11 protein-coding genes and 1 tRNA gene are annotated in these 15,279 nt (G+C 50.3%); 7 read left to right on the top strand and 5 right to left on the bottom strand.

Going from position 1 to position 15,279, the window contains the following annotated elements:
• Positions 1 to 162 precede the first annotated feature (162 nt).
• Positions 163 to 4,524: a M10 family metallopeptidase gene (locus tag PSE_RS21200; RefSeq protein WP_041768737.1), complete on the bottom strand. Its 4,362-nt coding sequence runs from the start codon at positions 4,522 to 4,524 to the stop codon at positions 163 to 165.
• A 450-nt stretch (positions 4,525 to 4,974) separates the two neighbouring features.
• On the opposite strand from PSE_RS21200, the gene PSE_RS21195 reads away from it, so the two are divergent.
• Positions 4,975 to 5,232: a hypothetical protein gene (locus PSE_RS21195; RefSeq protein ID WP_014286677.1), complete on the top strand. Its 258-nt coding sequence runs from the start codon at positions 4,975 to 4,977 to the stop codon at positions 5,230 to 5,232.
• A gap of 110 nt (positions 5,233 to 5,342) precedes the next feature.
• Here PSE_RS21195 and PSE_RS21190 read toward each other — a convergent pair whose 3' ends face one another.
• From PSE_RS21190 to PSE_RS21180, 3 genes are all read right to left on the bottom strand, one after another.
• Complete coding sequence (locus tag PSE_RS21190) at positions 5,343 to 6,782, bottom strand: MFS transporter (protein ID WP_208998015.1); 1,440 nt, start codon at positions 6,780 to 6,782, stop codon at positions 5,343 to 5,345.
• A gap of 480 nt (positions 6,783 to 7,262) precedes the next feature.
• Complete coding sequence (locus PSE_RS21185) at positions 7,263 to 8,018, bottom strand: SIMPL domain-containing protein (RefSeq protein WP_014286674.1); 756 nt, start codon at positions 8,016 to 8,018, stop codon at positions 7,263 to 7,265.
• Between the two features lie 125 nt (positions 8,019 to 8,143).
• Positions 8,144 to 9,226: an AI-2E family transporter gene (locus PSE_RS21180; RefSeq protein WP_041768736.1), complete on the bottom strand. Its 1,083-nt coding sequence runs from the start codon at positions 9,224 to 9,226 to the stop codon at positions 8,144 to 8,146.
• Between the two features lie 208 nt (positions 9,227 to 9,434).
• Between PSE_RS21180 and PSE_RS21175 the strand changes: the two genes are divergently transcribed.
• The 6 genes from PSE_RS21175 (at position 9,435) to PSE_RS21150 (ending at position 14,358) form a co-directional block, all read left to right on the top strand.
• Positions 9,435 to 9,511 (top strand) — tRNA-Ile (locus PSE_RS21175).
• 345 nt (positions 9,512 to 9,856) lie between these two features.
• Positions 9,857 to 10,324: a curli assembly protein CsgF gene (locus PSE_RS21170; protein ID WP_208608798.1), complete on the top strand. Its 468-nt coding sequence runs from the start codon at positions 9,857 to 9,859 to the stop codon at positions 10,322 to 10,324.
• 15 nt (positions 10,325 to 10,339) lie between these two features.
• Positions 10,340 to 11,290 carry a CsgG/HfaB family protein gene (locus PSE_RS21165; RefSeq protein ID WP_014286672.1) on the top strand — a complete coding sequence of 317 codons (951 nt, stop codon included), beginning with the start codon at positions 10,340 to 10,342 and terminating at the stop codon, positions 11,288 to 11,290.
• A gap of 250 nt (positions 11,291 to 11,540) precedes the next feature.
• Positions 11,541 to 13,073 carry a curlin repeat-containing protein gene (locus tag PSE_RS21160; protein WP_014286671.1) on the top strand — a complete coding sequence of 511 codons (1,533 nt, stop codon included), beginning with the start codon at positions 11,541 to 11,543 and terminating at the stop codon, positions 13,071 to 13,073.
• A gap of 117 nt (positions 13,074 to 13,190) precedes the next feature.
• Positions 13,191 to 13,715, top strand: a complete 525-nt coding sequence (locus PSE_RS21155; RefSeq protein WP_014286670.1) for a curlin repeat-containing protein — start codon at positions 13,191 to 13,193, stop codon at positions 13,713 to 13,715.
• A 40-nt stretch (positions 13,716 to 13,755) separates the two neighbouring features.
• Positions 13,756 to 14,358, top strand: coding sequence for a hypothetical protein (locus tag PSE_RS21150; RefSeq protein ID WP_041768735.1), 603 nt, complete (start codon positions 13,756 to 13,758; stop codon positions 14,356 to 14,358).
• Between the two features lie 35 nt (positions 14,359 to 14,393).
• On the opposite strand, the gene PSE_RS21145 is transcribed toward PSE_RS21150, so the two are convergent.
• Entirely contained in the window at positions 14,394 to 15,263 is an 870-nt protein-coding gene (locus tag PSE_RS21145; protein ID WP_008547991.1) for a BadF/BadG/BcrA/BcrD ATPase family protein, read from the bottom strand.
• Positions 15,264 to 15,279: the final 16 nt, after the last annotated feature.

Genomic DNA, 15,279 nt, shown 5'->3' with positions numbered 1-15,279 from the left:
ACCGCTTGGTGATACGATCTCCTGAGAATGCGCTGGAGATGCGTTGTACACTCAGGCTGTCTTTGTCCGAGTAATTGCTGAGTTGGTTTAGTTTGTGATCAAAGTCTGAAGTAAAGAAGGAGGGCACAATGTCCCTCCAACTAAACTTGAAGATCGGTAATTTTAGTATGGTAGTTCCCAGTCCCAACTGAATGCATTGGGGGCGATTAGAGCTGCATCAATGCCTTTGAGTAAAAAGCTATCGCCATTATATTCGACTAATGTACCATCGCCTACATCGGTGATCACAAAATCTGGATAATCAGGTGGTGGTCCGGCTGGGATGTTTATTTTATCAATGCCGACTTCAAAGTCTGTGATTATATCGTTCCCCATACCTTCTCTGAAGTTAAATAGATCAGACCCAGCTCCACCTGTCAGAATATCTGTGCCGGCTCCACCCTCAATGTGATTGTCTCCATCATTTCCAATTATCGTATTATCTTCAGAGTTTCCGACTGCATAGTTATCTGCTGTCCCAGTCAAGGTGAGATCTTCAATATTGTAAGTGAGCTTAAATGAAACACCACTAATGATAGTATCGATTCCTGAGTTAACAGCTTCAATTATAGTATCTCCGGCGTTATCGACGAAATAAGTGTCGTTTCCTTCTCCACCGAACATAAGATCAGAGCCAGACGCACCATTAATAACATTATCTCCGCCGTTACCAGAGATCGTGTTATCAAGTGAATTGCCTGTTGCGTTGATATCGCTTTCACCAGTCAAATTCAGGTGTTCAACATTGTCCGCCAGAGTGAAGGACACATCAGAGAAGATTGTATCTATCCCGGCGTTTAGATTTTCAATAACTAAATCATTGGTATCGTGTACATAATATTTATCGTCACCCACTCCACCTCTGAGCGTGTCATTCCCGCTTCCGCCGTTAAGGGTGTCATTCCCTGCGCTACCATTTAATTGATTGTCCCCATCATTACCGGTCAGGGTATTGTCGAGCACGTTACCTGTTGCGTTGATATCGCTTTCACCAGTCAAATTCAGGTGTTCAACATTGTCCGCCAGAGTGAAGGACACATCAGAGAAGATTGTATCTATCCCGGCGTTTAGATTCTCAATAACTAAATCATTGGAATCGTGTACATAATATTTGTCGTCACCCACTCCACCACTAAGTGTGTCGTTACCGTTTCCACCAATTAGCGTATCGTGTCCATTTCCGCCACGCAGGATATCAGCGCCGTCCCCACCCATAAGCGTGTCGTTCCCATCTCCGCCTATGAGTGTATCATCTCCGCCTTCAGCTCGCAGAGTGTCATTTCCTCCACCGCCATCAAGATGGTAATTGACATCGTCGGAAGCGCCACGCACGCTATCTGTTAGATTAGCGCCTTGAAATTCTTCAAATCCATACATGGATAGGTTTGACGTTCTGAATGAAGAGGCATCTTCAACTATGAGTTTGTCTCTGCCATCTCCACCAATATCGATGGCTTTTTTCTTACTATCCCAGAACTTGTCCAGGTTGTCGAAATAGATTGTATCATTACCTTCTCGACCTCGAAGTATATCTGCCCCGGCACCGCCTCGGAGAGTATCGTTACCTTCTCCTCCGATGAGTGTATCGTCCCCCCCTTCCGTCCGTAGGCTATCATCGCCGCTGCCGCCAACAAGGCGATAATTTACATCATCTGATGCTCCTCGCACACTGTCTGCTAAATCAGAGCCTTGGAAGCGCTCGAACCCGTACATGGATAGGTTTGACGTTCTGAAGTAAGAACCTTCCTGAACAATGAGAGTATCTCTACCACCACCACCGATATTGATAGCTTTCTTTTTGCTGTCCCAGAACTTATCCGCGTTCTCAAAGTAGATGGTATCGTGTCCATTTCCGCCACGCAGGGTATCAGCGCCGTCCCCACCCATAAGCGTGTCGTTCCCATCTCCGCCTATGAGTGTATCATCTCCGCCTTCAGCTCGCAGAGTGTCATTTCCTCCACCGCCATCAAGATGGTAATTGACATCGTCGGAAGCGCCACGCACGCTATCTGTTAGATTAGCGCCTTGAAATTCTTCAAATCCATACATGGATAGGTTTGACGTTCTGAATGAAGAGGCATCTTCAACTATGAGTTTGTCTCTGCCATCTCCACCAATATCGATGGCTTTTTTCTTACTATCCCAGAACTTGTCCAGGTTGTCGAAATAGATTGTATCATTACCTTCTCGACCGCGAAGTATGTCTGCCCCAGCTCCACCTCTGAGAGTATCGTTACCTTCTCCTCCGATGAGTGTATCGTCCCCCCCTTCCGTCCGTAGGCTATCATCGCCGCCGCCGCCAACAAGGCGATAATTTACATCATCTGATGCTCCTCGCACACTGTCTGCTAAATCAGAGCCTTGGAAGCGCTCGAACCCGTACATGGATAGGTTGGACGTTCTGAAGTAAGAACCTTCCTGAACAATGAGAGTATCTCTACCATCACCACCGATATTTATAGCTTTCTTTTTGCTGTCCCAGAACTTATCCGCGTTCTCAAAGTAGATGGTATCGTGTCCATTTCCGCCACGCAGGGTATCAGCGCCGTCCCCACCCATAAGCGTGTCGTTCCCATCTCCGCCTATGAGTGTATCATTCCCATCTCCTCCAAAGAGCCTATCATCCCCGCCTTCTGAGCGTAATGTGTCGTTTCCTCCCCCTCCGTTTAGGTAATAGTCAACTTTGTCAGAAGCTCCGCGTACGCTATCGGCACGATTAGAACCTATGAACTCCTCAAATCCATACATGGAAAGATTTGAAGTCTTGAAAGAAGCTCCATCTTCAAGGATGAGTTTGTCTCTGCCATCTCCACCAATATTGATTGCTTTTTTCTTACTATCCCAGAACTTGTCCAAGTTGTCGAAATAGATTGTATCATTACCTTCTCGACCGCGAAGTATGTCTGCCCCAGCTCCACCTCTGAGAGTATCGTTTCCTTCTCCACCAATGAGGGTGTCGTCTCCACCAGCACCTTTTAGAGTGTCGTTTCCTTCCCCGCCATCAAGGCGATAGTTTATTTTATTAGAGGCACCGCGAACACTATCTGATTGATCACCACCTTCAAATTTTTCAAATCCATACATTGACAAGTTGGAAGTTCTAAAGGAAGAGCCGTTTTTGACGATGAGTGTGTCCGTGCCGTTTCCTCCTATATTTATAGCTTTTCTGTTACTGTCCCAGAATTTATCTGTGTTGTCGAAGTAAATAATGTCATTTCCATCTCCGCCGCGAAGAATATCAGCGCCATCTCCTCCTATGATTCTATCATCTCCGTCTCCTCCAAGTAGAGTGTCATTACCATCTTTGCCGTGCAAAGTATCGTTGCCATCGCTACCTTTGAGATTGTTGTTGGCGCTGTTTCCTATGATAGTATCTCTACCATCGCCTCCTATTGCGTTTTCAATAAGAGAGCTATTGTTATTATTATGGGTAAGGGCATTAAAAACATTCGCGCGAGCGTGACGCCCATCTCCAAGATCGGCTTGCTGAGATTCTGAGAATAATGACCATTTACCAGGTCTGAGATCGACGGTCATTCCATCATCGAAGTTTGAAAAATCATAGGTATCTTCACCATCGCCATCCCAAATTGTTCTGAAGATGCGATTGCTGCCAGGCTTGCCTTGGCCAATACCATTTATCAGGAGCTCTCCGGTTTTGCTTGAGAACTTGTAAGTTGTATCACCGCTATTAGTGTCATAGTTAGCGCCATATATTTCTTGAAGCGCAGCTATGTCGTACATCATCAAACTTTGAGCGTAACCGTATTTCTCATTTGAATACCCATCCGTTAATGATTTTCCGATGTATGAACGATAGGTCATTACCGAGAACTCCATAGAGTCCCGTGAATACTCCATCTTTTTTCCTGGAATAGAGTGATAATATGGAGACTCTCGATCAATCTCGTGACCATGCGCTAAGCCGAGACTATGTCCAGTTTCATGTATTAGAGTTTTCCAAGTATAGCTGCCAATCTTGGGAGATAGATCATTGTAGAATGCATTATACCATTGATTAGCAGAGTTGTCAGAATGTGGTATTTCACTAGACGCTGTTGAGACAGAATTGCTAGTCGTGCCGGCAATGACAATATTAGCTTCATCATGAGCTGCGACTTTAGTAAACTTTAGGTTTGCAATGTCTTCAAATCCATCAAAAATTTGCCTCATTATACTTATTTGGGTGTTTCCAAAAGGCACTAAACCACTGAGAGCCGATAGATCCTTAGCTGACATATGGCTCTGAAAATCATTTGAGTCCTGGGGAAAGCTATATGTTACCTCTGTGTAAAATTGATTGTTATCATCGTTCCACATGGTACCAACGAAGAGACCATCAATATTATCATCTCCGGTTTCACCAAAAAAATAATATCCCTCTGAAGTTGCAGCGCTGCGAGTGTCGAAATTACGCGCCGAAATCTGATTTGCGTTCGAATTTTGCGCCAAAGTTGACTGATAATGTTTGCTTCTTGTGTGCATGGTATTCTCTAGCTATGCGGGATTCGGACTTCGAGAGCGAATGGAACTAAAAGTTATGAAAATACATTTCAGTAAGTTGGTGTAATTTCATATTAGAAATAACCTATATACGAGTTTTTATTGTAATTATATGTCATGTATTCAGACTGGTAGCTGAATACATCAGTCTGAAATCAAGAGTTATTAGTTTGCGTGAGGAAATTTTGATTAAATTGGAGCTCTGCTTCGAAAATAGTCAAAAATGGTGAAATAATTTCATCATATTTATGGTGGTACATTTATTGTCTGAAATGCCGCCGATCGATCAATTCTATCAGTTTTTTCAATCTAAAGTTTATTCTTCAAACTATAATTGTCCTGCAAAGTTGAAGCTGTTACTTCGGAAAGCGTGAAACGTGGAATTGTAAATTCGTGTTGTCCATCGAGGTTGCACAACTGTAGAGCAGGGATATGGAGCCGGAAGATTTTCGTCGTGAGCTTGATGGGTTGCGGGCTGCTGTTGAGCGGAAGCCGGGGCGGGGATGGGTGATTGTGGCTTCGATTGTCACGACCCTACTGGTTCTTGTGGTGATTGTCGCGATTATGATGTTTGTGATGATGAGCCGCATGCATAATGTTGGGTGGGGCGGTCATGGGCCTGACAGATATTTTGATCAGCCTTTGCGGCAACCGCCTGCGCCACCACCGGGGCAGCCGTTGCCACGCTAAACCCTGATGGACGTCCTTTGATTTGAGCACCGGCCGGTGCCTATTGCTGTGGCGGATCGCGGCCGGGGTTGTCTCCACATTTGCGGCACATGCTGTCTCTCCTCTTATGTTCAGGTCATCTTTGGCATTTTGAACGCTGCGATGGCGGCGAGGCTGGAGATGAATGCCATGATGAGGAAGACGAGTGGGCCGGATGAGGCTGCATTTTCCAATGTGATCAGATCTTCTGCACCGGGGATGGAGAAGCCGGTGAGACCTGCCAGCAGGCCAGCCAAGGCCGCGCCGATCGCCATGCCTGCGGATTGCAACGGGCCAATGAAGCCAGAGGCTCTGTCGCGTTCATCATCCTGCTCCGCGTAGATGATCGCTTTCTTGAGGAACTGGCTGCTCATGCCGAACCCTGCACCGGCAAAGATGGAGGAGACGAGGAAGATCCAGAGAGACATGGCGGAAAGGGCCCACATGGTGAGCAGCGAACCTGCGATGATGCTCAGAGTTCCCACACGGATCAGGTAGGTTTGCACGTGCGGTGTTTGCACGCGCGCGACGATCCATGCTGCGGCTGTCCAGCTGAAGGCAGTGATGGCCATGGCGTAGGAGGCCTGTGTGACGGTGAGGCCCCAGAGAACCTGCCCCATGGCTGTACCGTAGACAACGCGAGCGGCGCTGGAGATGGAGAGCAGGAGGGTGACCCACATGCCAAGGCCGATGATGCCGTTGAACCGGAAGGCGCTGCGCGGAATGAAGGGTGCGCTGCTTTTCTTATCCCAACTGACAGCCATGAACAGCAGAGCCACGCCGACGACCAGCGCCAATGAGATGTGCCTGAGGTCGCGCAGTTCGCCCACATAGGCGATCAACAGCACGGCCACTGCGAGCAAGGAGAGGCGCGGGATGATGTTCTTTTTGCCTGTGCTTGCGGACGTCTCTGTCTTTTCCCTTGTGGTTGCTGGAATGACGGTGATTGCGAGTATCAGCAGGAGCAAGGCGAGCGGCAGGTTTGCGTAGAACACAGCACGCCAGGACCAGCTGTCGGTTAGCATTCCGGCGGTGAGGGGGCCAATGCCTGCGGAAACAGCCCAGACACCTGAGAGGAGTGCAAAGACGGAGGACACGGCGGTTTTGGGGTAAAGGTCTGAAATCAGGGTGTAGCAGAGAGAGACGATCATGCCTTCTCCCAGGCCCTGAAGCATTCTGCCAAGCAGCAGGTGTTCCAGCGAGTTGGCTGCGCCTGCAACAAAGGAGCCGGCGAGGAATGACAGTGCGGCGGCGATGAAGAGTGGGCGGGCGCCAATGTTGGCTTTCAGGGATCCTGTGACGGTGCCAGCCAGAATGGAGCCGATCTGAAACAGGCTGAGCACCCAGAAGGCGCGCTGCTGGCCGCCTAGATCTCGGATGATGTCTGGCATGATGGCGGAGGAGAGGAAGCTGTTCATGCTGGCAGAGCCAACGCCGAGGATCATAATGAGGGACGCCAACCAGCGACCATCCATCGTCAGGTTCTTTAAAGGAGATAAAGGAACAGTTTGTGTGGGATTGGATATGGTCACGAGTATCACCTATTTAGAAATATATCTCTTTCTTAATTTGCGGGATTTAATAAGTAAAGTATTTTCTTATTAAATGAAGAGGTCTGTTAAGACCGGCAGAAATCGATTCCGCATAAATTGGCCCCGCATAAATTGGCGGATTGTTCCTTTTGTTTCGTGGGCTTAGCCTTTCCTTAGCACGGGGAGGCCCTTTTTCGGTAAACATCAGGGCAAATCGAGAGGCGTGGTTTGGTGCGGGCATATGGCGGTGTTCTGCACATAGTCATGCTTGTTTTATGACTTGTCAAAACTGCCGGATTTGGGGTGGTGCGCAGCCTGGGAAAGTGGAGGTCGCTTTTCCTGCTGCTGATGAGCGTGGTGTTGCCAAGTGTAGCATGGCGCTTTTCTTCTTGCACCAGTTTGGCTGACAAGAAATGCCGGGCTGGAAAAAGAAAACCCCGCGGGGCGCGGGGTTTTGAAGGTGGTGTTGGAGGCTCGTGTTTATTGCACAAGCTCATATGTTATTGTCACAGATGACGAGAGGGTTTCTTGCCCTGCTGCAATTGGAGGGGCGCTGTCCATTTTTGCAGCTCTCATCGCCATCATTTCCGGATATGGGCTTGGGTTATATCCAGCTTCGGAAATGCTCAGGACTTTGCCGAGTGTGACACCAGCAGCTTTTGCGTAGGTTTCGGCCTTGGTGCGGGCATCCTTCACTGCGCTTTCCCGCGCTTCATCAATGTATTTCTCAGGATTGGAAACGCCGAACTGGATCTGGCCCACATCGTTGGAGCCGTTCTGCACCAGCATGTCCAGTGTTGTGCCGAGTTTGGTGATGTCTTTCAGATTGATGCGGATGCCATTTTGTACGCGGTATCCAACAATCTCAGGGGCTTTGCGCTCACCGTTGTTGAGACGACGGTTGTCGTAGATCGGGGAGATATCAAAGCCGGTGGTCTGGATGTCTTTTTTGTCGATGCCAGCGTCTTCAACATCCTGCAGGATGGCGCGCATGGTGACTGAGTTTTGCTGAAGTGCAGATTTTGCGTCATCGCCCTGCGTGATGACGCGGGAGACCAGCGTCGCCATATCCGGTGCCACGTTGACGGAGCCCTGTCCAGAGATGGTGATCTTGCCGGTCTGCTCTGCAGCCTTGGCATTCACACCACTGGAAACAACGAGGGCGGCGGCAACAAGACCGGCAACGGCCAGTGCGCTCATGCTTGGAAGACGCAATTTCTTCTGTTTGTTCTGCATTAAAAACTCCAATGTCAAAGTCGTTTGGGCTGATGCAAGATCAGGGGGCCTGACTGTCATTCTTGATCAGCCGAATATCGAGAAATGCAATTAGAAGTTACAATTGCGGCGGCTCTCGGGCGTGATCATGTCAATTCACGGGTTTGATTTTGATGATCCAGAATTATCGGATCGCCAACGTTTCCATCTCCCGACAGCAGGATTGCAATGGGGCGGGAAGACGGGAATTGAGCGCAAATGATGATGGCGAGCACAACAAGTGGCACGCACAGCACCATTCCAATTACACCCCATAATGCGCCCCAAAAGCTCAAAGAGATCATAATAACGAGGGGTGAAATGTTAAGTTGTGTGCCCATCAGACGTGGTTCCACCAGATTGCCGAGAATGAACTGAACTGCTCCCAGTCCCAATGTAATGGCGATAAATGGTGTGAGGGTGTCGAAGTAAACCAGCGACAGCAGGCTTGGGAAGATGACTGCGATCAGGGATCCGATGGTTGGAATGTAGTTGAGTAGGAAGGCAATGAAGCCGAAGAGCGCTGCATAGGGCAGGCCCGCCCAGGATGTGATGGCATATGTAAGGAAGCCGGTGATGATGCTGACGCCGGTTTTTATGCCCATATAATGACGCATGCGGCGCCCAATCTCTCCACGAATGGCAAACGCCAGCTGTACACGGTCGGAATCTTCAAAGAGCGCGGCCAGTTTCTTGTCGAATGTGGCGGCCTCAAAAATCATGAAGAGCACGTAGATGAAGACCAGTGAACTGGAACCGGCAAGGCTGGTGAGGACCGATGCCCCGGTGCTGAGGGCTGCGCTCAGCGAGAAGTTGGGCAGGATATCTGAGAGCTGGAGTGGCTTTTCCATATTCAGCTGATTGGCCAGCTTGAGCAGCAATTCATCCAGCCGACCCTGATATGTCGGGGCGTCGAAGGCCAGTTGCTGTAGGTTGACTGAGACAATGTTGAACAGGATGCCGACGACATAAAAAATTGCGAACAGGGCCAGCAAAATGGTGAGAGGGCGCGGTAGGTAGGTGCCAATCACCGGCAGATGTCGCAGAGCAGAGGACATTGAGTTGATGATGTACCAAAGCACCAATGCGATAATCAGGGGGATGATGAGGGAGCGCCCTATGAAGAGTAGCCAGCCAATTATGACAAGGAGAAAGAGGGAGGCGGTGAACTTAATGAGGGGCTGGCGCATCATGCACTCCAAGGGGGCAGGCGGTCGGTGGCGTGTTGAGTTTTCACATATTCTCTTAAAATCAGGTATTTATAAAGCATTGTGATGAATCCTCTGTTGATCTGACGGGGAAAAGACACATCCCCAAGTTTCAACAGGATCTGCCGGACTCCCGGCTTTAAACAATTTACTCCACGGCGGTTGTTGGTGTAGAACCTGTCCTCGGTAAGGGCCTGTAGCTCAACTGGTTAGAGCCGTCCGCTCATAACGGACTGGTTGGGGGTTCAAGTCCCTCCGGGCCTACCACCTCTCCCTATCTTCTTTGTTTCTCTTTAAAACTCGCTGTCGTGGTGCAGGTTGCATCTTGTGGTGGAGTGCATTTTGCCTGCCTGTTGTAATCATCTGGGCGCTATTAGAATTGATAATTATGCCACCATTAATTCATGGGTGATATATTCTATCAATAATCCCTTAAGTGAAATTAGTTCATAGTAATTACTTGGTTCTTACCTTGTTAAAAGAAACTAATACCTCGATATGTCGAGAGATGACACAATAGTAATCCCCTAATATACCAAAGCTACATCGATACAACTGACACTTTCTTTCTCAGAAATTTATCGTGAAGTCCTCGTTAGATTAGGGGTTGCTATGAGACTAACATCTGCTCTCGGGCTTATGCTGGGGTGTGCCCTCAGCGTGGGCTCTTCTCACGCACAACAACTTATTTATCAGCCGACTAATCCAAGCTTTGGCGGATATGCGGCCAACACAACGCACCTGTTTGCAACAGCCAACGCGCAGAAAACGGCGACTGTTGGGGGAAGCAACAAGTATGGGTCCGGTTCCGGCAGCGGGGCGGATGGTTCCGGCAGCAGCCTGGCTGACTTGTTTGTGCGCCAGCTGCAGAACCGCTTGATTTATGCGCTGGCGGATCAGGTTTCCCAGGCGATCTTTGGTGATGATCCAAAGGACAGCGGCACCGTTAGTTTTGGCGACCAGAAAGTTTCATTTGTTCGCGGTTCAGATTCCATTCAACTGCAGATTATTGACGAAAGCACAGGCGCGATTACCGATATTACGGTTCCGGTTCTGCAGACTGATACTCCTATAAATTAATGCCAGGTTATTGATATGATGAAGAAATCCATTGTGGTTGCCATGGCGTTGTCGTTGTCTGCTTGCGGGCCGGTAACACGCATGGCTTTTAGTCCCGGACCTCAACTTGCGACGGTGTCTGTTCAGGCCAGCAAGTTGAAAAAGCTGCCGCCTCCGAAAGAACCCGTCTATGCTGCGGTTTACAGCTATCAGGATCTGACGGGGCAATATAAGCCCTCCGATAAAGTGCAGACTCTTTCGCGTTCTGTGACGCAAGGGGCGGATACCATGCTGGTTCGTGCTTTGCAGGATGCGGGGGATCGCAAGTGGTTCCGCGTGGTTGAGAGGGGCAATCTGGATGCCTTGCTGAAGGAACGCCAGATCGTCACGCAGATCCGTAAGATCTATCTGGGTGAAGATAAGGTGGACCCGAAGGTTCTGCCGCCGCTGCTTTACGCTGGCGTTTTGTTTGAGGGCGGCGTTGTTGGATATGACAGCAACACCCGCACAGGCGGTGCCGGGGCGCGCTATCTGGGCATTGGTGGCAATGCGGACTACCGACAGGATGATGTGACCGTTTCGCTTCGTGCTGTGAGCACCCGGACCGGTGAAGTCATGGCCAACGTGATGGTTCAGAAGTCAGTGGTCTCTGTTGGCCTGAAGGGCGGAGCGTTCCGCTACATCGCTTTAGATGAAATTTTAGAAGCTGAAGCTGGGATCACTAAGAACGAGCCTGTAACGCTGGCTGTTCAGCAAGCCATCGAGAAGGCGGTTTATGCCATTGTGATGGAAGGTGCCCGCGTTGGAGCCTGGAGTTTTGAGAACCCGGCGCAAGCCAATGCTTTGTATCAGGAATACACATCGGAGAAGGCACAGGTCACCCAGCGTGTAAAGGTTAAAAAGGCGCGCCCCCCATCGAATATGGGTCCTTACAGAGGCAGTGTTCCACTGGCACGGTCAAACCTGTGGGCGAATAAGAAATCTTAGGATGTTGCGAAATGTTCAGCAGTTCTAGAACAGCATCCAACTTTTTCCTCCTGCACTCCAACATCTCTAACTCATTGAAAATAAGAGACTATGAGAATTGGTGGCAAGAGATCTCGGTTACCGTAAAAACGGTAATAGAGGGTGTGCGACCTTGCTAAAACTCACACACCCTCATGTCGCAACGGAGCAAATTTGATTGGTTGCAATCACCTTTGCTCACCCGAACTATTATAGGTGAAGGTTCGAAATTATGAAGCAAATTCTTATTTTGTCTTGTTCGGCTTTAGCACTTTCAGTCGCTGCCGCACATGCAGGAGACGGCAATGCCTCCCAGCTGCAGCAGGTCAATCTTGGTGGTGATGGCAACACCGGTGTTGTTACCCAGATTGGCAGTGACAACCAGTCTATTGTTATTCAGACAAACTCATCTGGTAGTACTGGCAACAGCGCCACTGTTTTGCAAACTGGTGATGGCAACATTGCCGGTGGCTGGAACCCAGCTCATCTTGCCGGTGAACTGAGACAAGATGGTGGTGGCAACAGCCTTTCTGTTGACCAGGACACCGAGCAGATGGTCAGGAACGTGCTGCAGCAGGGTGATAACAACACACTGACGATTAAGCAGCGTGCAACAGCAGTACCATCTCGCAATCCAAACCATCGCGTCTGGAATGTAACGCAGGATGGGGTTGCGGGCGCAACAACCGCACAGAACGAACTGGATATCGATCAGCGTGGCAACACAAATGTTGTTGCAACTGTTTATCAGGAAAACACGTCTGGTGCGGGTGCTGTGAACACAGCCGAGATTCGTCAGCGCGGTGCCTATAATGGCTCCAACATCAATGGTGTTCCACCGGACCCACAATCTGGTTCTCATGGTGCGACGCTGAAGCAAACGGGTTCCGGCAACGATACCTACGCTTTCCAAGCGGGTTCGAACAACAACTTCTGGCTTGAGTCAATCGGTGACAACAATGTTGTTGAGTTGACGCAGGACGGCGGGTCTAACGGTTCTTATGCGAAATCTGTCATCGAAGGCAATATGAACAATGCCGTCTACTTCCAGACAGGTGACTCGCAGGATGCTGATGTTGCTGTGACAGGCGATAACTTCATGATCAGAACCAAGCAGTCTGGTGCTGATAACGGCATTGACTATGCTGGCATTGGTACTGATGGCCGTGTTTCCATCCACCAGATCGGTGCTGGCAACACTGCAACTGCAAACTCTAATGGTGATGACCAGTACATCGCGCTTAAACAGCGTGGTGACAATAACTCCATTAGTATCGCAGGCTTGAATGGTCCTAACAAAAACAAGTTCTACGTGCTGCAGAAAACGAATGGTAGCACCGTAAGCGTTGGTACTGTTGAAGGCAGCTTCAACCGTCTGCAGTTCATCCAGAAGGGTGGCGATAACAACCAGATCATCTGGGGTGACGTTTACGGTGATCAGAACAAAGTGTTCTTCACTCAAAACGGTGCTGGCAACATCATCGAAGGTAACATCGGTAATCTGAGTGATCCTTCTACCAGCAACAACAACCGCCTGCAGGTTGCTCAGATTGGTGATGATAACAAAACCCTGGCTGTGATCATGGGTAATAACAACAACGCTCAGGTTGGTCAGAAGGGTAACATGAACTCTGCTGATGTTAGCCAGACTGGTGACAATAACTCTGCGACCATCATGCAGGGGGCTGCCAACGTGAACCTGCCAACAATCATGACTGACAACTCGGTTCCATTCCAGACACTGGATGGTTCTTCTACCTGGTAAGTCATAGAGCCCCGGCCTAAGGGCCGGGGTCTTTTCAGTTTTAGTGACTGAATCCAGAAAAAATAGAAAACGCTGTGATGTGATGGAAGTGGTTTAGTCCACTTCCGGAGCATTGTCATGTTGGGTCGGCCTGTTGGTTTTCTTGGTTTTTGGGGTGCCCTGTTTATCGGGCTTTCCTGGAGTGCCGCGCAGGAACTGGCGGTTATTCCTCAGGTGAATGCAACAGGATATCCGCAGGACAATCAGAGTTTTCGCTATCTGGAAGAAAAGAGCGCAAAGGTGTTTACCGGCAATATTCCGCAGGTGACGGAGTACGGTGGCAACACCATCAGTCTTCGTGGTCTTGAAGAGAGTTTTGCCAGTTTGATTGTACCAGTGGAGCCTACAGTGATCAGCGGTGTGCCGAACTCACCGGTTGCCGGGCAGGGGCTCATCATCGGAACGGGGAACACGGTGCTTTATGAAGCGCAGGGAACCGGGAATGGTTTTGGTTTCATTCAATACGGGTACGGCAACTCGCTTTCCGGCAGAGTTTATGGGCACGATAACAATGCGCTGGTAGGGCAGTTTGGGAACAACAACCGGGCGCTCTTCAATCAGTTCGGGAATGGAAATTCTCTGAGTATCATGCAGGGGCAATAGCCTTAGGTGGGCTCATCGCTCCGTTTATCGGGTGATGGATATGTATAGAAAATTCGTAGGAATGATGCTGGCTGCTTTGCTGATGCCGTGTGCTGTATTTGCGGGTGATGGGAACTCAGCGCTCATCCGGCAGGTGGGTGACAGTCACAAAGTCCAGGTGACGCAGAATGCCAATAATACTGAGGCAACCGTTCTGCAGGGCGGTGAAACGCTGACCGCAGGCCTTGGGCAGTATGGTTTGAAGGGCACATGGCTTGTCGGTAAGATTTTTGGTGCTTCGAAAGATCAGCTGGATACGGCGGACGATATAGCGGCGCTTGCTGTGCGCAATAGCTTTCTTGCGCCCAATGGTGGCAGTGTTGGGAATGACGCCACCGTGGTGATCACGGGTGATAACTCAACGGGCAATCTGTTCCAGACGGGTGATGGCAATCAGGGCTCTGTGGAGGTTTCCGGCAATAATTCCAAAGGCACCTTATGGCAGCACGGCAACAACAATGAAGCTGGGCTTGCTGTGACGAGCAACGGAACCAACGTGCTTTACACGCAGCGCGGAAATGGGCTCAAGACTGCGGATACTGGTGCTGGCAATACGCTGACGGTTCATGCGCCGGGCAACACGGTGATGGTGCATCAGCAGTAGAAGTTGAGAGACAGCCTGGAAGCGTTTCCTGAGTCTCAAGTGTTCAGTGCGTTTTCCCGCTCAGCCATGGCCAGTGCACCGCGCAGGGCGTCGTTTTTGGCTGGCACGATGAACTGCTTCAGGTCTGGCGGGAGGAATGCGTCATAAGCATGGCTCAGGCCGCCGAGGAGCGCGATGGGGAGTTTGCCGTCATCGCTCAAGAGGCGCAGAGCTGAGGCCACGTAGGTGGTGCCTTCTTCCACGATGTCGAGGGCAAGGCTGCTTTGCTGTTTGGCATAGATGAGGATGATGGGCATGAACTCGCCGAAGTCCTTCGGCTTTGCTGTGCGGGCGAACTCGGAAAGCTTGCGTGGGTCGTCGTCGAACTGGCGCAGGATGTGTTCTGTTAGCGGGCAGAGCTTGCGCAGGCCGTCGTGGGCGAGCAGGGCTTCTTCCAGTGCGCGTTCGCCCATTTTGGCGCCGCTGCCTTGATCTCCGCAGTGGAATCCCCAACCGCCGAGGTAGTAGTGCTTTTCGCCTTTGCGGGCCATGAAGTTGGAGCCAGTGCCGAGAATGCCGATGACGCCGTCTTCAGATCCGTGTGCGCCTTCCAGAGCGATCAGGCTGTCGGAGACGACCTGGACTGCAGCGAAGGGCAGGTTCTCGGCAAGGCCGACGGGGTCGTTGTGGGCGTTGGCGCCGGCCAGGCCCAGCACGGCGAAGGTGTGCTGCAAGGCGTCTTCCGTGAGGCCCGCATCCTCGCAGGCTTCTTTTGCGGCATGGAGGATGGAGCTGAGGCTCTGGGTTGGATCGCTGTAGATGTTGGCTGGCCCTGCTTTGCCGCGGCCCAGCAAGCGTCCATCCGCTGTCGCGATTGCTGCGCGACATGTGGAGCCGCCGCCATCAACACCCAGAATGTAATCCATGAGGTTTGCCTCTGTT

The organism is Pseudovibrio sp. FO-BEG1 (genome assembly GCF_000236645.1).
Taxonomy (GTDB): domain Bacteria; phylum Pseudomonadota; class Alphaproteobacteria; order Rhizobiales; family Stappiaceae; genus Pseudovibrio.
Note: the sequence above shows the minus strand (reverse complement) of the source record. Positions and strands in the feature narration are given on the sequence as shown.